The organism is Bartonella sp. TT121SHDZB, assembly GCF_042193415.1.
Taxonomy (GTDB): Bacteria; Pseudomonadota; Alphaproteobacteria; order Rhizobiales; family Rhizobiaceae; genus Bartonella.
Genome location: NZ_JBHILR010000006.1, coordinates 83,854 through 101,516, shown reverse-complemented (window position 1 = coordinate 101,516; position 17,663 = coordinate 83,854). Strand labels below are relative to the sequence as shown.

Genomic DNA, 17,663 nt, shown 5'->3' with positions numbered 1-17,663 from the left:
AATTTTAGTATATTATCAATTTGTGTCGTAAAGATAATTATTACAGCTTAAATTTATAATGGAGACATAAAGTATTATGACAAAAGAAGCCGTGCTGGACTGGAAGGGATTTTCAGGCCTTCCTGATTTTTCTTCTATAAGTGATGAAGATTTTAAACCTGCTTTTAAACAGGCTCTTCAAGAAGCCGAAGAAGAACTAGAAGCGATTGCGATGGAGCAAGAACCACCGACGCTTGAGAATTTTTTACAGCCTTTTGAGCTTTGCGGCAAAGCGCTTGATCGTGTCTGTTCAATATTTTTCTTGCGCGCCAGTGCTCATACGAATGTATTAATTCAACAGCTAGAGCAAGAGTTCGTTGTAAAACTTTCTCGTTATTCTTCAAAAATGATGATGGATGCACGGATATTTGCAAAAATAGATGTGCTTTATAAACAGTCGCAACAGGGGATATTTGAGAGTGAAACAACACGTATTCTTGAATTATGGTGGAAAAAGTTCGTTTGTCATGGTGCAAAACTCGATGAAAAAGCTAAAAAACGACTTGTGGAAATTAATGAAAGGCTTGCATTTTTAAATGCTACTTTTGGACAAAATGTCTTAAACGATGAAGCTGAATGGATTCTATTTTTAAAACAAACGGATTTATCTGGTTTACCGCAAGATCTCATTGCTTCAATGAAAGAAATTGCGTGCGAAAGAGGCAATGAAGAAGCCTATGCATTAACATTAGCACGCTCGATTGTTGAACCTTTTTTAAAATTCTCTGATCGTCGTGATTTGCGTGAGGTTGCGTTCCAAGCTTGGGCTAAACGTGGTGAAAATAATAACAAGAATGATAATCGAACCATTATTTTAGAGATTGTTGCACTTCGAGATGAGCAAGCTAAATTATTGGGATATAAATCTTTTGCAGATTTAAAACTCGATAATACCATGGCTAAAAGTGTTGATTCAGTTATGGATTTGCTTATGCCTGTATGGGAGCGAGCAAGAGCAAAGGCTTCTACTGAGCAAATTGAATTACAAAATTTTGCCAATAATCAGGGCAGCAATGAATCTTTAGCCGCTTCAGATTGGCGTTATTATTCTGAAAAACTTCGCACTGAAAAATTTTCTTTCGATGGCGCTGAAATTAAATATTATTTTCAGCTTGATCGTATGATTAAAGCAGCTTTTGGAGTAGCAGAAAAACTCTTTGGCATTACATTTGAAGAAAAAAATTCTGTTACACTTTGGCATCCTGATGCACGTTTGTGGGAGGTAAAGAAATCTGATGGAAGTTTGCTTGGGCATTTTATTGGTGATTATTTTGCGCGTTCTTCAAAACGCTCTGGTGCGTGGATGAGTAGTTTGCAATCACAACATAAATTGGATGGCGGACAAAAGCCTATTATCTACAATGTTTGTAATTTTGCTAAACCACCCAAAGGGGAAGTTGCTCTTTTATCACTTGATGATGCACGTACGCTTTTCCATGAATTTGGGCATGCATTGCATGGTTTGCTTTCTGATGTAACATGGCCATCTGTGTCGGGAACATCTGTTTCACGTGATTTTGTTGAGCTACCTTCTCAACTTTACGAACATTGGTTAACCGTACCAGAGATATTAAAATCTTATGCTATACATACAAAAACAGGTCTTCCTATGCCACAAGAGTTGATAGATAAAGTTTTAGCAGCACAGACATTTAATGCTGGATTTTCTGCGGTTGAATTTATTTCATCAGCTTTAGTGGATATGGCTTTTCATCAAGGCGAAACAGTAACTGATCCAACAATTTTTGAACATAAAGAATTGGAAAAGTTACAAATGCCAGATACAATTATTATGCGTCATCGTCCTCCACATTTTATGCATGTATTTGCAGGGGATGGTTATGCCGCTGGTTACTATTCTTATATGTGGTCAGAAGTGCTTGATGCTGATGCTTTTCAGGCTTTTGAAGAAACGGGAGATGTTTTTAATTCAGAACTTGCTGATAAGTTGAAACGTTTTATTTACTCCGCTGGAGGAAGTCGTGATCCAGAGGAGCTTTATAAAGCTTTTCGGGGACGGATGCCTTTACCAGAGGCAATGATTAACAAACGTGGTCTGTAAGATATAACGGTATGGTTAACACCATGCCGTTTTCATATTCTTTGGAAGGATGTGGTTGCGATTTATGCAAATTCTCTCTGCATTATAGCTCTGTAAACAGAGTTTTTTATCTTATTCGCTTTTTGTTTATAGAGGAAATTAGATTTTGTATTTTAAATAGACATTATGGGAAAGAAAAATTATCAGCCCGATCTTTTTGATGCCCATTTGGTGGAAACCATGATTTTTTTATAAAACTTGACGTTCTTCTGCCTAGAAGGTGGGTATTTTGTTGTACCATATCATCGAGGCTCATTGGAGGCTGGCGCATAATATTACTTGACTCTTGATTATTTGGCTCTTGTATAAGTTTTTGAATAGCTTTATCGGTTGAGTATGAATTTTCATGAGAAAAGGCATGAAAATTTAAAATATTTTTCAATGGTTTTTCTAAATAAGAAGCAAGTTTTTTCTTTCCTTCAGAGGTGAAATACATGCCATTATTGGTGCGTAATTTGGCTATTTTTCCATTAACATCATAGCCAGAAAAAGAAAAGTTTCCTTTTTCATCACTAAAGTTACTCCAGATATCGAGAAAATATCCTCCTGCTGTTTCTGTTTCTTGTTTATAGAGCGCATTAAAAATTTTCATTTTTTGTGTCAAAAGGTCATTTCCAAAAGAAGGCTGACCTATCCATATCCATGATTTTCCAGAGGCGTGAAGACTTTCAGTAATTTCGATAATTCTTTGTTTGTAGATGCGCATCCATTCTGACTGATCTGTGTTAATCATGTTATGAGAGTTTGTGATGGGTTGATTATCATTTGCACCGATCATCATAATAATAACATCGGGGTTATTTTGATCAATGAGTTTAGAAATATTTCTTTGCCAAGAATAATAATCCGTTCGAATTAAGCCCGAAGCCGATATTGTGTTGTTCATGATAACGATATCGCTATTATTTATAAAAAACTTTTTAAGTGCATCGGCAACAGCAGAAGCTGCAAAATCCCCTACAACAAGAATGCGCTTTGCATTCTCATTTTTTAGCTTTTGTGTGTTTTTTTGTGTGACAATCTTTTTTTGCGGCTTGTCTATTTTTTGTTCTATAATTTGTGGTTGTTGTTGTGCCTGTTTATTATGTTGTGACAACCATTTGAAGAAGTTCGTTGCTTTACTTGGGGATGGCTGTATAATCGCTATAATAGCAAGTGAAAGCAGTAGGAATATCAAGTATATTAGGCGAGAAAGAGACAAAACCTTATTCTCCATTATTGTTTGCGAAGGAGAAAAAGCACTTGAGATGATGGATATCCATTTGCTTTTAGTCCGTGACGGAGTTGAAAAGCTTTAATTGCTTCGCGAGAGGCTGTTCCGATTTTTCCATCAACATTCCCTTTATAATAGCCTAGTGCCCTTAAGTGCGATTGCAGTTCTTTACATTCTTGGAAAGTAAGAGATTGAAAAGGTCTTTGCCAATCATGCACCAATCCAGGATGTCCAGCGATGCGATCAGCAAGAAGGGCAACAGCAAGAGCATAACGATCGGCATTATTATAATGTTTCAGAACAAAGAAATTTTTTGTGACTAAAAATATAGGTCCTTTTTCTCCATCTGGATATTTTAATATTGCGTGTTCAGCTAATGTAGGAAGAGGATGCCCATTTGCGTGTTTTACACCTAATTTTTTCCATTGTTCAAAGGAATACCAGCCTTCAGGAAGGTTTTTCCCCTGCGGCACTTTTACTTCTACTCCCCAAATAAGATTAGGTTGCCAGCCATTTTTATGGAGAAGGTTAGCAGCAGTAGCAAGAGCATCGGGAACAGAGTTCCAAATATCACGCCGTCCATCTTGGTCTATATCAACAGCATAGGCGAGATAACTGCTTGGAATAAATTGGGTATGCCCCAATGCGCCGGCCCAAGATCCAGTGAGTTGAGAGCGATTAATTTCGCCACTTTGTAGAATTTTCAGAGCAGCAATCAGCTGTGTATATGCATATTTTGCACGTTTTTTATCAGCATAGGCTAGCGTTGCAAGTGAGCGAATGGCATCACGCATTACACTTTTATTGGTTAAAACTTTCCCATAGTTACTTTCCATTGACCAAATAGCAAGCAGAATATTGCGGTCCACACCAAAACGTTTTTCAATTTGAAGAAGCCATTTGTTCCATTTTTGAGTTTGGCGCCGTCCTTCCTCAATTGCAATATCATGGACACGATTGTCGAAATAGTTCCATGAAGGAGCAATAAATTCCGGTTGGTATGCGGCGCTTTTTAGAACTTCTGGATCAATGGCATTAACACCTTTAAACGCCATATGAAACGTAGAAGGGGTAATATTTTGAGCAATAGCTATTTTTTTAAACTCTTGAATCCAATGTTTAAATCCGCTATCAGCATATGAAAGGGGTGCAAAAAACATTAAAAAAGCAGAAAAAATAACGGCAGAGCCAGTGAGAAGAGTTCTCCAAGCTATTGACTTCTCTAAAAAAGAGAAAGTCTTCAATTCTGTTTTTTGCATTTTGAAATCCCCATTAATATTCAATTCATTAGATGTGCAATAACTTTATTTTGTATTTAGTTTAATCGATAATATGATCAAGAAGAGGAGAAAACTGAAATAAATAATTCGTTTTAATTCCTTCAATAAATTCTCAGACTCTTTTTATATTTTTGATTGCCCATTATAATGATAATCAAAACAATAAGATATCTTTTTTACCATTTCGTAAAAACATATGATAAATAAAACAAAAAAGTTATATGAATTCATTGAGGAAGGTGAGTGTGCGTAAAATCCGGAAAGCAGTATTCCCAGTGGCAGGTCTTGGTACGCGTTTTCTTCCTGCGACAAAAACGATTCCTAAAGAAATGCTAACGGTTGTTGATAAACCTGTTATTCAATATGTTATGGATGAGGCGAGGGAAGCTGGTATTGAGCATTTTATTTTTGTAACTGGACGTAACAAAGCCGTTATTGAGGATTATTTTGATGAACAAGTTGAATTATATACGACACTTGCTGAATGTGGAAAGAAAGAAGATCTTGCACATTTATACCGTTTACAGCCATTACCAGGGTCAACTTCTTTCACTCGGCAACAACAACCTTTGGGATTAGGGCATGCTCTTTGGTGTGCACGTGAATTAGTTGCAGGGGAACCTTTTGCTTTGTTATTACCGGATATGTTGATACAAGCGAAAAAGGGCTGTCTTTCTGAAATGATGAGCCTTTATGAAAAGATGGGTGGGGGAAATATTATAGCAGTTCAGGAATGCGATCCTAGAGAAACACATAAATATGGTATTGTTGGGAAAGGCAAACAGATTGCAAATGGTTTTGAAATCACAAAAATGGTAGAGAAACCAGCACAAGGAACAGCACCATCAAATTTATATATCAATGGACGTTATATTTTGCAGCCAGAAATTTTTAATATTCTTTCCACTCAAGAACGAGGAGCAGGAAATGAAATTCAATTAACAGATGCTATGATACGGCTTTCAAACGAACAAAATTTTTGGGGTTTGCAATTAGAAGGGCGCACTTTTGATTGCGGTTCTAAAGCTGGTTTTATTGAAGCTAATGTTGCATTTTCTTTAGCCCGCGCTGATATGCACAGCCACATTTCTGCCTCATTGAAAAATTTATTGGAAACCATTAAAATTGAAAATGATGTAGATTTCTCATTTAATTTTATTGATCGAATTTGATTATGACCAGACCATCTCCTCATGTGGCTTTGCAAGGTGCTGTTGCATCGGCGCTTAAAACACTTGCAAGTGAAAAGCAAGGGCTTAAAGCCCTTGAAGAAGCTCTTCTTGGAAGTCTTTCTTCTTCTTTTGAAGCAGCTGTTCAAACTATTAGAAATGCCCGTGGACATGTGGTCATTACTGGTCTTGGGAAAAGTGGTCATATAGGGACAAAAATTGCAGCAACCTTAGCTTCAACAGGAACACCGGCTTTTTTTGTTCATGCTGCAGAAGCCAATCATGGTGATCTTGGTATGATTGGATCTGATGATGTTATTCTTGCTTTATCATGGTCTGGTGAAACTCAAGAGTTAAGTGGCATTATGAGCTATGCTGCACGTTTTCGTATCCCCCTTATTGCAATGACATCAAGTGAGCATTCTGTGTTAGGACGACAAGCTGATATTGTGCTATTATTACCAAGGATAGAGGAGGCTTGTCCCCATGGTTTAGCTCCTACAACTTCAACAATTATGCAATTGGCAATGGGAGATGCATTAGCGGTTTCTCTCTTAGAAATGCGTGGTTTTACTGCAACGGATTTCAAAATATATCATCCTGGTGGTTCTCTTGGTGCAAGCCTCAAATATGTGTGTGATATTATGCATGAGGGTGATAGTATTCCTTTGGTTATGCAGGGAACAGCTATGACTGAAGCGATGAATGTTTTGGTAAAAAAACATTTTGGTTGTGTTGGTGTTGTGAATCAGGAAGGTGAACTAATCGGCATTGTAACTGATGGCGATCTTGCACGTAACATTCATTTTAATTTATCAAAATTTAATGTTGACGAAGTGATGACCAAAGCTCCTAAAGTTGTAAAGCCAAATACACTTGTTGGTGCAGCAACAGCTTTTATTAATGATCATCATATTGGTGCATTTTTCGTGGTTGAAGATAAGAAGCCGATAGGAATTGTTCATTTTCATGATCTTTTGCGCATTGGTGCTGCTTAGATTAAAGTTCCCTACCAAAAAATGTTATTATTGGTTTAAATAGATTGAATGATGCAAAGTCATAATTTTTTGTGAAATGAGTTTTCTTATGTTTTGTAGAAGAAAATGAGTGTTTTGCGCATTTCATAATGTTTAAAAAATCCTATGGATAGAGATTGTAACAGTCTCTTTGCATATTTTAGAGAGGGTTTCCTATCAGGAGGAGAAACGATCACCTCCTGCTTAATGTATGTACTTCCTCTATTTCTAAGAGAAGTGTTACTTTATATTTTGTTTAAGATTTTCTCTGAAGAAAAAACTGTGCTCCTGTATGTGAGGTGCAAAGAAGTTGTGTCGCGTTATATGACATTGTGCAATTGACTCTAGAGATTGTTCCACGGAGAATAGAGCGTATTTCAATTTCTATATTTTGAGCATTGAAATAATTATATGTCCCTTCTGATAGTTTTTCTTCTGTATCTGCTGCATGCGTTTCGAAAACACCATTGTGGAAAGAAGAAATAATACCATTCTCATCAATCCATTTTCCATCAATTCCAGTTGGCATATTGGGGCTATAATATTGCGAAAAGCTACAGGCACTTAATAGAATCGCAGCAATTGTAAGACATAAAATATGATAGGTGTGTTTCATTTATTTCACTCTATTTTGATTATTTTGCTCTCTAGTTTCTATTTTGTATAAAATTATTAAATTACGCCATGAGTCAATATGAAAAATTTGATGAAAATCAATGAAAAAGCAAAAAAATGGAAAAAAATGCCTTAATGTTGTATTTAATTAACAGCTTGATGAAGTTCGTAAGTGAAACACAAGAGGTGAAATATTTCTTATGGTTTACAACAATTTTTACATTAAGCCCCTGAGTAGTCTCAAAGGAGATTATTGACATTATGGTTGGTCCCATTCTTGTTGCGAGTGAAGATTATGGAAGACGTATAGAGCTTGCTGCAATGCTCAGAAGTTTTGGTTACCGTGTCATTGAAGCAGAAAATGGCCTCCGTACGATTGATCTTTTACACAGGCGTAAAAACATTATGCTTGCACTCCTTGATGTCGTTATGAGTGATTTGAGTGTGAGCGATTTGATTAAAATGATTAGAGTTTCTGGGGTTTCTATTCCTATTATTGTTATAGCACAGCAAGAGAATCAGAATTTACTCCAGAGAGCTTTAGCAGCTGGAGCTATTGATTATTGGATTCATCCAGTAACATTATTACGCGTAAGAGTTACTTTGGATATTCTTGCTCTTATTTCTGCCTTGGAGAATGAGGTTCGAGATATTCGACGAAAAAAAGAGAATCATTTACGGTTTTCTGATCTTTGCATAAAAAGTAAAGCTATGCAGAGAGTTTTAGAACAATCGAGAAAAGCAGCGACTTCTTTACAAAATCTTTTGATAGAGGGTGAAGTTGGAACAGGACGTGAGACATTAGCTCAGATTATTCATCATGAGGGTTTATTCTCGGAGGGCGTTTTTATTCGCTTTCAATGTTCAGCCATCGTTGATCCAGAAGAGGAAAATCAGCAGTGGTTTAAAGAATTTCTACCATTGGTTTCTTCGCTTGAAAAAGGAACACTTTGCCTTTGTGATATTGATCGACTTGAGCCCATACAGCAAAAACGGTTTGCTGATTATCTTAAAGAAAGGGATACAAAAGAAGAACTTTTTCCTTTTCGAATCATTGCTATTTCAACATCGTGTTTAAAGGACTTGGTTAAAGAGAGTCTTTTTTTGCATAGTTTGTTTGAACAATTTTCTCATTTGTCTATTAGCGTTCCTGCTTTACGAGAATTAAGGGATGATTTTCCAGAGATCACACAACGTTTGATTGATCGCATTATCACAGAAACAGGGCGATCACATGTTCATGGTTTAACAGGATCGGCTCTTTCCTTGCTTATGCAGTATGATTGGCCTGGCAATAGAAATGAACTTGAAAATTTTTTATTTCGTGCGATTTTACTCAGTGAAGGACCATTATTAACTGTTCGAGATTTTCCCCAATTAATGGGAAATTCATTAATGAACGTTCCTAATATCATTGAGGGTAATATGCGGGAAGATCAAGAAGATAATGAACAAGAATCGATACAGTTTTTGAATACTGATGGGCATGTACGTACTTTTGCAGAGATGGAACATGATATTATTGAGAAAGCGGTTAAACATTATAAAGGACATATGAGTGAGATTGCGCGCCGCCTTCATATCGGTCGCTCTACACTTTATAGAAAAATGGAAGAATTGAGAACAATAAGAAGTCAAGAACGGAAGTAAAATTCATAACAAATTTCTCTTCATGACAAGCATGCGTTTCAAAAAATAGAGTGAATTTTGATAAAGTCCGTGGGGGAAAGCTGAAGAAAACAATCATTTATTGTAAAATTTATCTATAGAGGATGATTTTGTTGATTTAAATCAAATATAAATTTTATGTGACTATTTTAATCGTTTGTTTCAATTTATACAATTTTAGTTAAGTTTACATTTATTAAAACAGAGAAGCATTTTTAAAAACTTTTAAATACTACCGCTAAAATTTTTGTATCATCAATATTAAATTTATACTCTCTTAAGCAAGAAGTGGCATTTTACCTGCTATACGATTAAGATAAAGTGATTAGTGTTATTGTTTGCATTACTGATGATGTGATAGTTTAAAATAGAAAGTTTGCCCTCTTTGACTCTTTTACAGATTGTTATTGGTTTTGTCCTCTTTTTTTTTATTGCATCTATGTTGGCAATCTACACCTATGGGCGTTTTGTGAAAAATGCTAGGGGGCAATGTTCTTATGCGTTGCCTATTCAGAAAGATGAAACCAAGCTTGATTGTATCATTAGTCAATTAGCAGAGAAAGAAAATGGATTGGGGATTGATAAAGATGCTCTTTCCCTTATCATCAGCAATTTAGATGCGTTTTGTGTTCGTGCAATAGGAGCAGCAGAGGCTGGGCGTAGCCTTGATCTGATGTATTATATTTGGGATGATGATTTAACGGGGCGCCTATTATTAAGTGAAATAGTTGAGGCAGCTGATCGAGGGGTTCGGGTACGGCTTCTTTTGGATGATATTAATGCTCAGGCACGTGATCCAGCTTATATTGCGCTAGATAAACATCCTCACATTGAGGTGAGAATGTTTAATCCAGGGCGATCGCGTAAAGGTGGTTTACGCCGTGGTTTAGAAATTATATTACGGGCAATTACTGTAACACGTAGAATGCATAATAAAGCTTTTATTGTTGATGGCAGGGTCGCTTTTGTAGGAGGACGTAATCTTGCAGATTCTTATTTTGATGCTGGTAAAGAATCCCATTTTCGAGATTTAGATTTGATGTTAATCGGTCCTTCTGTTAAAAAGGTAGAAAGTATCTTTGATGATTTTTGGAATAGTGCTGTTGTTTTGCCAATTCATACTTTGGTTGTTCCTAAAAGCGCAAGTGATCTTAGCTATTGGAAAGATAAATTACGAAAGTTTCGTGATTCCAAAGTTGCAAAAGTTTATTTAGATTATGTCAAAGAGCACATTAACTTTAATTGTTTTATCCAAACAGGAAAGCGGTTATTTTTAGCAGACAAAGTTGTTGTTCTTTCTGATCCTCCAGAAAAAGCATTACGTAAAAAAGCGAGCAATTGGCTTATGAAGGCACTCTCAAAGGTTATTGGAAATGCCCAGAAAACGGTTCAGATTACGTCACCTTATTTTGTTCCTGGTAAGGTCGGTACGCAGAATTTTAGTGATTTGGTTTCAAAAGGTGTTGATGTCAGAATTCTTACGAATTCCTTAGCGGCGACCGATGTAGCATTAGTGCATGGTGGTTATGTACCTTATCGTAAGGCACTTTTGAAAAGTGGTGTTAAGCTTTATGAATTAAAAGCGGAAGGCAACACCCATGGGTTGAGATTGTTTCGATCGAGTAAGGCGAGTTTACACGCTAAAGCTTTTTTAGTTGATCGTAAAACGGCTTTTATTGGATCTTTAAACTTTGATCCTAGATCGGCAGCGTTAAATACAGAAATGGGCATTCTTTTTGAATGTGCCCCCATTACAGCAAGGTTAGATTTATTGTTTTCTGAAGAAACGACGGGAGAAATGAGTTATCATCTTCGTCTTGGTGATAATGATCGTATTTATTGGGATTTTATTGAAAATGAAAAACAGTATAGCATTGATTATGAACCAGAAAGCAATTTTTGGCGTCGCGCATTTGCAAAAATAATAAGTTGGTTACCTATTGAATCACAATTGTAAATTTTTATAAACCATACTTAAAAAAATATTTATTTTTCTTTTCATTTTGTTTGTAGCATGGCATAATTTTTTGCCAATCACCTATGAGAACCGCAGTTGTGTTTTAAGGCTCCTTGCGGTGTTTTATTATAATATTTTATTATACAAGGAATTTTGCTATGGCAAAGATTGTTGAAACGGGGACAGGTGCATTGGCACTGACTTTTGATGATGTACTTTTACAGCCCGGTCATTCTCTTGTTATGCCTAGTCAAGTGGATCTCAGTACACGCATTGCAGCTGATATTAAGCTCAATTTGCCATTGCTTTCTGCTGCAATGGATACGGTAACAGAATCGCGTTTGGCTATTGCGATGGCTCAAGCTGGCGGTCTTGGGGTTATTCATCGTAATATGTCTCCTATAGAGCAGGCAGAAGAAGTCCGCCAGGTAAAAAAGTTTGAATCTGGTATGGTTGTTAATCCAGTCACCATTGGACCAGATGCAACACTTGAAGAAGCAAAAGCTTTGATGCGTTCTCATGGCATTTCCGGTATTCCGGTTGTTGCAAATAGTGTTAAAGGTGAGACAGCGGGACGACTTGTTGGCATTTTAACCAATAGAGATGTACGTTTTGCCTCAGATCCAAAACAAAAAATTTATGAATTAATGACGCATGAAAATTTGATCACAGTGCGTGAAAATGTCCAGCTCAATGAAGCAAAATATCTTTTACATCATCACCGTATTGAAAAATTATTGGTTGTGGATGAACAAAATCGTTGTGTCGGACTGATAACAGTTAAGGATATCGAAAAAGCGAAATTAAATCCGAATGCTGCTAAAGATTCTCAAGGGCGTTTGCGTGCTGCAGCGGCTAGTAGTGTTGGGAATGATGGGATTGAGCGTGCTGAACGTCTCATTGACGCAGGCGTTGATGTTCTGGTCATTGATACAGCACATGGACATTCTCAACGTGTGCTAGAAACTGTTGAACGAATTAAAAAGATGACTTCTTCTCCAGCTGTTATTGCTGGGAATGTGGCGACTGCTCAAGCAACGCAGGCATTGATTGACAGTGGTGCAGATGCGGTAAAAGTTGGGATTGGTCCTGGCTCTATTTGCACAACGCGTATAGTTGCTGGTGTCGGTGTACCTCAACTTGCAGCCATTATGAATGCTGCAGAAGTTGCTGAAAAAGCGGGCATTCCCATAATTGCAGATGGTGGGATCAAAGCTTCGGGTGATTTTGCTAAAGCTTTAGCGGGTGGGGCTTGTGCAGCGATGATTGGTTCTCTTTTAGCAGGTACAGAAGAAAGTCCTGGTGAAGTTTATCTATATCAAGGTCGATCTTTTAAAGCCTATCGCGGTATGGGATCTGTTGGTGCTATGGCACGAGGATCGGCTGATCGCTATTTTCAAGATGACGTTCGTGATGAACTTAAGTTGGTTCCTGAAGGTGTGGAGGGGCAGGTGGCTTATAAAGGTTCTATAGCATCAGTTCTACATCAGCTTGCTGGTGGACTTCGTGCTTCGATGGGGTATGTTGGGGCAAAAGATCTCGTAGAGTTTCGTGAAAAAGCAACGTTTGTTCGTATTACAAATGCAGGACTCCATGAAAGTCATACGCATGATGTTTCTATCACACGGGAGAGTCCAAACTATCGTGGGCCAGTTTAAAGATACAAGAGCCTATGTCATATTGCATCAATATAAAATCTTTCGCAAACAAGGAAGAGAGGCTGTTCTTTTTCTGTTTGTGATTTGGAATAATAATCCTAAAAGGAAAGAATTAGAGGTTAAAACTCTAATTCTTTCTTCAAGACTATGTGAAATAAGTTATATAAAATTAGAATTAATTTTTTGTTGTCTTCCGTCCTGTCTTTGATGCACGTTGGCGAGTGTTTGTCTGATCACTTTGGACGGATTTCTTTGCATTGTTTGAGGGTATTGTATTGTGACGGCTTTTAGATGAAGTTGTTTTTCCATTATTATAAGTCATTATTTTCTCCTTTTAAATTGTCTGGCAATTGCCAGTACAATAAAAACGGTCATGCCAAATAGTGGTTCCAAGCATTTTCTAAAAAGTTAATTTTTTGTTAAACGTAAGATGAACTTGTTTAATTTTATAAGAATATTTTTTCTATTTTTTAGAAGGATATCCATACAAAGATGGGAGATATTTTTTTCTGTTGTTCAGACAATTCTCGTAAATTTTATTTTACGCAAATAATTAAAGAGTTTGGTTTTTTCGTAATGCATGGAGGAAATAAGTTCTTTATGGATGGCTCCGTATCTTTTAACATAATAGGTAGAAGGATAAAAAGCGACTGGCAGAAGATAAAGGAAAAAATCTAGATACTCTAAATTAGATTTTATAAAAAAGTATATGGTCAAATCATTTTAATATTGAATACAAATTTTTGATGGCTTTGAGAAAGTTTCATTGGCAATTCAGAAGATAATATTATTTTAATAGGAGAAGTGAATGCGATTAGGTGGGCGTTTGCAAGCGGCAATAGATGTTCTCACAGAGATAGAAATTAGGCATCGTCCAGTAGGAGAAGCTTTAAAAGATTGGGGTCTTTCTCATCGCTTTGCTGGAGCAGGTGATCGCGCAGCCATTGGTACAATCGTTTATGATGTTTTAAGACGACGATATTCTTTACAATGGCGTATGGAGAGTGATGATATCCGAGATATCGTTTTTGGTGCCTTATTAGATTCTGGAAAAATGACGCTGGAGCAAATTGACGGTGAGTTGGCAGAAGATCGGTTTGCACCGCAGTTATTAGGGGTTAAACAGCGTAAATCATGGCAAGGTCAGCAATTAGTGGATGCTCCAGACTATATTCGTGGTGATATTCCGCAATGGTGTCAAGCGCATTTGCATCCTTTATTTGGTGATAATTGGATCACTGAAGCGGCTGCGTTAGCAACGCGTCCTTCTTTAGACCTACGGGTAAATAACCTAAAAGCAACACCAGAAAAGGTGCTGAAAGAATTAGCAAAAACCAAACTTAAATCTTTGCCATGGTTTAGACAAGCTTTAAGAATTGCACCGATTGAAAAGTGTAATCGTCATCCCAATGTTCAAGTGGAACCCGCTTTTCAAAAAGGACACTTTGAAATACAGGATTTAGGATCTCAAATTGTTGCTCACCTTGTGGAAGCGCAAGAGAGCATGCAGGTATTAGATTATTGTGCAGGTGCTGGGGGCAAAACATTAGCTTTAGCTTCCGATATGAACAATCGTGGGCAAATTTATGCTTATGATTCCGATAAAGCGCGCTTAGCTCCTATTTTTGATCGTCTTCGACGCGCTGGTGTTCGTAATGTCCAAATACGAGCGCAAAGAGAAGAACTGAGGTCATTAACAGGTCAGATGGATAGAGTTCTAATAGATGCACCCTGTAGTGGGACAGGAACATGGCGTCGTCGTCCTGATGCGAAATGGCGTTTAACATTAGAACAGGTGAAACAACGCCAAACAGAACAGAGGGCTATTTTGAATGAAGCGATAGCTTATCTTAAGCCAAATGGGCGCCTAGTCTATATTACCTGTTCTCTTTTTATAGATGAAAATGAGGAACAAATTTCCCATTTTCTTCAACAACATTCTCATTTTTCTCCAATAGATATGCCAGCGCTTTGGCAAAAACATTTTAGTTTTTCTCCTGTGCAACCAGTTTTTTCAAATTATGGACTTACTTTGTCGCCGGCCACAACACAAACAGATGGGTTCTTTTTATCTGTGTTGCAAAAAAAACATTGATCCATATTTTTGCACTTTTTATCATAAACTTTACGAGAATAATCTTTTTCTTAAGAAAACAGGCTTGTGAAAAGAGAAAGATTGAATCATAATTCTCATGAGTTTTCTTTTACAATTGTTGATTGGTTTTCTATGAGCATATCACATCCAGACACTGTTCTTATTATTGACTTTGGTTCACAAGTTACACAACTTATTGCACGACGGGTGCGAGCAATGGGGGTATACTGTGAAATTGTTCCTTTTCAATTAGCTTTAGAAGCTATTAGACGGATCAATCCTAAAGCTATTGTTTTATCAGGGAGTCCTTATTCCGTTATGGATGAAAGTTCGCCGCGTATTCCAATGGAAATTTTTGAGGCAGGTATTCCGATTCTTGGTATTTGCTATGGCGAACAGGTCATGTGTATTCAGCTTGGAGGAAAGGTTGAAGCTGGACATGAGCGTGAATTTGGGCGCGCTTTTTTGGAAGTACAAGAGAAGAGTGCACTTTTTGATGGAGTGTGGGAAAAAGGATCTTGTTATCAAGTATGGATGAGCCACGGTGACCGTGTGGCCGCTTTACCAAAAGGTTTTCGTGTCATAGGAACCTCAAAAGGAGCTCCCTATGCGGCTATTGCTGATGAGAAAAGGCATTTTTATGCAGTACAGTTTCATCCTGAAGTTATCCATACGCCAGATGGTACAAAACTTTTGCAAAATTTTGTTCATAAGATCTCTGCTATTAAAGGCAATTGGTCAATGGCTTCTTATCGTGAGCAGGCAATTGCGACAATACGACAAAAAGTTGGAAAAAGTCGTGTGATTTGTGGTCTTTCAGGTGGGGTGGATTCATCTGTTGTAGCAGTACTCCTTCATGAAGCCATAGGAGATCAACTGACATGCATCTTGGTAGATCATGGATTGATGCGTAAGAATGAGGCTCAGGAGGTTCTTACATTATTCCGTGATCACTATAATATAGAGCTTATTCACGTTAATGCTGCTGATGTGTTTCTTAATGCTTTAGAAGGTGAAACAGATCCAGAAAAAAAACGCAAAACAATTGGTCGTCTTTTTATTGAAGTTTTTGAAGAAGAAACGAAAAAAATAGGAGGTGCAGAGTTTTTAGCACAAGGAACACTTTATCCAGATGTTATTGAGAGTGTATCTGCTATTGGGGAATCGGTAACCATTAAAAGCCATCATAATGTGGGAGGGTTACCAGAACAGATGAATATGAAGCTTGTAGAACCGTTGCGTGAGCTCTTTAAGGATGAGGTTCGCTCGCTAGGGCGAGAGTTAGGGCTACCGGAGCAATTTATTGGTCGCCATCCTTTTCCAGGTCCCGGCCTTGCAATTCGGTGTCCAGGTGCTGTAACACGTGAAAAATTAGAAATTTTACGCGAAGCAGATGCTATTTATCTTGAGGAAATCCGTAAGGCTGGTCTTTATGATGAAATTTGGCAAGCTTTTGCTGTTCTTCTGCCTGTTCAAACTGTTGGTGTTATGGGGGATGATCGCACTTATGAATTTGTTTGCGCTCTCCGCGCAGTCACATCTGTAGATGGAATGACCGCTGATTTTTATTCCTATGATATGGCATTTTTAAGTAAGACAGCAGCACGTATTATTAACGAAGTTAGAGGGATTAATCGTGTTGTGTATGATGTAACCTCAAAGCCTCCTGGTACCATTGAATGGGAATAATTGAAATGAAGGATAAGCCTTTTTCAGAATAAAATATGACTGAAGGTTTGATATTCAGAAAAATGTAGAAAAAATCTTTAAAAATGATTGTGCATTTTCATGTGATATGAGTCTTTATCTGAAAATCTGTACGTCAATATATTGAAAAGTGAGAAGTATGAAATTTTGCATGTCTGAGAAAAAAATTGTTGCACATCGTGGAGGAGCTCATCTTTATCCTGAAAATACTCTTTCTGCATTTAATAATGCCATAGCGTTAGGTATTGATGAAGTTGAATGTGATGTTCACTTACTGAAAAGCGGTGAGGTGGTTGTCTTTCACGATTTTCATCTAGAGCAATTGGTTGGCAAAAAGGGATATATTCACGACATCGATAATGAAACACGCAAACAACTCTGCGTGAAAGGAAGCCGAGAAGCACCTCCTTTGTTAGAAGAGGTACTTGATCTTCTAGCACCAACGAATGTTGCGTTACATCTTGAAATCAAAACATGTGGTGAAGTGGAGCGTGAAACAATATTATCCCAAAAAGCGCTTGCGCTCATAAAAAGCCGCAATTTAACAGAACGGGTTTCTGCAATTAGTTTTGATCCTTTAGTCCTTCGTCCTTTTATTGAAGCAGGAATACCATCTGGTCCATGTGTTGATAATTTTGAAGGTGATATGGACCGTCATTTTTCTGAATGGAAACAATTGGGATATTCTGATCTCAGTTTAAATGGTTCTATTGTTTCACAGAACTTTATTGAATCAGCTCTTGGGGCTGGTTTTACTGTAGGAGTATGGACGATCAACGGAAAAGCTCGGTTATCACATTGGCTTGATATGCCTGTACATTATATTACGACAGATCAACCTGATCTTGCATTGAAATTGCGAGCACAAAGGTAAAAAATATATATTTTATAAAAGAAACTCCTGTACCTTCATAAAGCTAGTATGATGGAAAAAATATCTAATATATAACAATAATACATTGATTTATAATGCTAATTAATAGTTATATTCATATAATTAAGAGACCTTAATACGTCAGTTTCTCTTATTTCAAATATTTTTACAATGAATCAATCAAAATCATTCGTTTTCACATTACAAGCAGGGTTGGTGTGTGGATAAAAAATTATTGAGAAAAGAATAAAAATATTCATTGAACGTATTT

13 protein-coding genes are annotated in these 17,663 nt (G+C 37.1%); 9 read left to right on the top strand and 4 right to left on the bottom strand.

Translation table 11 applies throughout. The annotated features are described in order from the left end of the window. Window positions 1-76: 76 nt before the first annotated feature. Window positions 77-2,101, top strand: coding sequence for a M3 family metallopeptidase (locus ACFIKI_RS05260; RefSeq protein WP_375666127.1), 2,025 nt, complete (start codon window positions 77-79; stop codon window positions 2,099-2,101). Between the two features lie 163 nt (window positions 2,102-2,264). On the opposite strand, the gene ACFIKI_RS05255 is transcribed toward ACFIKI_RS05260, so the two are convergent. Next, on the bottom strand, window positions 2,265-3,341 hold the full coding sequence (locus ACFIKI_RS05255) for an SGNH family hydrolase (protein WP_375666125.1): 1,077 nt from the start codon (window positions 3,339-3,341) through the stop codon (window positions 2,265-2,267). Window positions 3,342-3,355: 14 nt separating this feature from the next. Further along, window positions 3,356-4,612 carry a lytic murein transglycosylase gene (locus ACFIKI_RS05250; protein ID WP_375666123.1) on the bottom strand — a complete coding sequence of 419 codons (1,257 nt, stop codon included), beginning with the start codon at window positions 4,610-4,612 and terminating at the stop codon, window positions 3,356-3,358. A gap of 266 nt (window positions 4,613-4,878) precedes the next feature. Here ACFIKI_RS05250 and ACFIKI_RS05245 point away from each other — a divergent pair, with 266 nt between their 5' ends. Together ACFIKI_RS05245 and ACFIKI_RS05240 are read left to right on the top strand one after the other, a co-directional pair. Then, the gene (locus ACFIKI_RS05245; protein ID WP_375666121.1) at window positions 4,879-5,805 is read left to right on the top strand and encodes a UTP--glucose-1-phosphate uridylyltransferase; all 927 of its coding nucleotides are present in this window, start codon (window positions 4,879-4,881) and stop codon (window positions 5,803-5,805) included. A 2-nt stretch (window positions 5,806-5,807) separates the two neighbouring features. Further along, window positions 5,808-6,800 carry an SIS domain-containing protein gene (locus ACFIKI_RS05240; RefSeq protein WP_375666119.1) on the top strand — a complete coding sequence of 331 codons (993 nt, stop codon included), beginning with the start codon at window positions 5,808-5,810 and terminating at the stop codon, window positions 6,798-6,800. Window positions 6,801-7,074: 274 nt separating this feature from the next. Here the strand turns inward: ACFIKI_RS05240 and ACFIKI_RS05235 are convergent, their stop codons facing one another. Continuing rightward, window positions 7,075-7,434, bottom strand: a complete 360-nt coding sequence (locus tag ACFIKI_RS05235) for a hypothetical protein (protein ID WP_375666117.1) — start codon at window positions 7,432-7,434, stop codon at window positions 7,075-7,077. Window positions 7,435-7,694: 260 nt separating this feature from the next. Here ACFIKI_RS05235 and ACFIKI_RS05230 point away from each other — a divergent pair, with 260 nt between their 5' ends. The 3 genes from ACFIKI_RS05230 (at window position 7,695) to guaB (ending at window position 12,716) form a co-directional block, all read left to right on the top strand. Further along, complete coding sequence (locus ACFIKI_RS05230; protein WP_375666115.1) at window positions 7,695-9,083, top strand: sigma-54-dependent transcriptional regulator; 1,389 nt, start codon at window positions 7,695-7,697, stop codon at window positions 9,081-9,083. Between the two features lie 403 nt (window positions 9,084-9,486). After that, window positions 9,487-11,058 (top strand): phospholipase D family protein, encoded by a 1,572-nt coding sequence (locus ACFIKI_RS05225; protein ID WP_375666113.1) that lies wholly within the window; start codon window positions 9,487-9,489, stop codon window positions 11,056-11,058. Window positions 11,059-11,216: 158 nt separating this feature from the next. Continuing rightward, window positions 11,217-12,716, top strand: a complete 1,500-nt coding sequence (guaB, locus tag ACFIKI_RS05220; RefSeq protein WP_375666111.1) for an IMP dehydrogenase — start codon at window positions 11,217-11,219, stop codon at window positions 12,714-12,716. Between the two features lie 175 nt (window positions 12,717-12,891). On the opposite strand, the gene ACFIKI_RS05215 is transcribed toward guaB, so the two are convergent. After that, complete coding sequence (locus tag ACFIKI_RS05215) at window positions 12,892-13,038, bottom strand: hypothetical protein (RefSeq protein ID WP_375666108.1); 147 nt, start codon at window positions 13,036-13,038, stop codon at window positions 12,892-12,894. Window positions 13,039-13,524: 486 nt separating this feature from the next. On the opposite strand from ACFIKI_RS05215, the gene ACFIKI_RS05210 reads away from it, so the two are divergent. The 3 genes from ACFIKI_RS05210 (at window position 13,525) to ACFIKI_RS05200 (ending at window position 17,392) form a co-directional block, all read left to right on the top strand. After that, on the top strand, window positions 13,525-14,811 hold the full coding sequence (locus ACFIKI_RS05210) for an RsmB/NOP family class I SAM-dependent RNA methyltransferase (RefSeq protein ID WP_375666106.1): 1,287 nt from the start codon (window positions 13,525-13,527) through the stop codon (window positions 14,809-14,811). A gap of 132 nt (window positions 14,812-14,943) precedes the next feature. After that, window positions 14,944-16,500 carry a glutamine-hydrolyzing GMP synthase gene (guaA, locus tag ACFIKI_RS05205; protein ID WP_375666164.1) on the top strand — a complete coding sequence of 519 codons (1,557 nt, stop codon included), beginning with the start codon at window positions 14,944-14,946 and terminating at the stop codon, window positions 16,498-16,500. A gap of 169 nt (window positions 16,501-16,669) precedes the next feature. Next, window positions 16,670-17,392 (top strand): glycerophosphodiester phosphodiesterase, encoded by a 723-nt coding sequence (locus ACFIKI_RS05200; protein WP_375666103.1) that lies wholly within the window; start codon window positions 16,670-16,672, stop codon window positions 17,390-17,392. Window positions 17,393-17,663 lie beyond the last annotated feature (271 nt).

Excerpts from the sequence above, each read along its gene's own strand:
- ACFIKI_RS05260 (WP_375666127.1), top strand. The coding sequence starts at position 77 with ATGACAAAAGAAGCCGTGCTGGACTGGAAGGGATTTTCAGGCCTTCCT.
- ACFIKI_RS05250 (WP_375666123.1), bottom strand. The coding sequence starts at position 4,612 with ATGCAAAAAACAGAATTGAAGACTTTCTCTTTTTTAGAGAAGTCAATA.
- ACFIKI_RS05240 (WP_375666119.1), top strand. The coding sequence starts at position 5,808 with ATGACCAGACCATCTCCTCATGTGGCTTTGCAAGGTGCTGTTGCATCG.
- ACFIKI_RS05235 (WP_375666117.1), bottom strand. The coding sequence starts at position 7,434 with ATGAAACACACCTATCATATTTTATGTCTTACAATTGCTGCGATTCTA.
- ACFIKI_RS05230 (WP_375666115.1), top strand. The coding sequence starts at position 7,695 with ATGGTTGGTCCCATTCTTGTTGCGAGTGAAGATTATGGAAGACGTATA.
- guaB (WP_375666111.1), top strand. The coding sequence starts at position 11,217 with ATGGCAAAGATTGTTGAAACGGGGACAGGTGCATTGGCACTGACTTTT.
- ACFIKI_RS05215 (WP_375666108.1), bottom strand. The coding sequence starts at position 13,038 with ATGACTTATAATAATGGAAAAACAACTTCATCTAAAAGCCGTCACAAT.
- ACFIKI_RS05210 (WP_375666106.1), top strand. The coding sequence starts at position 13,525 with ATGCGATTAGGTGGGCGTTTGCAAGCGGCAATAGATGTTCTCACAGAG.
- guaA (WP_375666164.1), top strand. The coding sequence starts at position 14,944 with ATGAGCATATCACATCCAGACACTGTTCTTATTATTGACTTTGGTTCA.
- ACFIKI_RS05200 (WP_375666103.1), top strand. The coding sequence starts at position 16,670 with ATGTCTGAGAAAAAAATTGTTGCACATCGTGGAGGAGCTCATCTTTAT.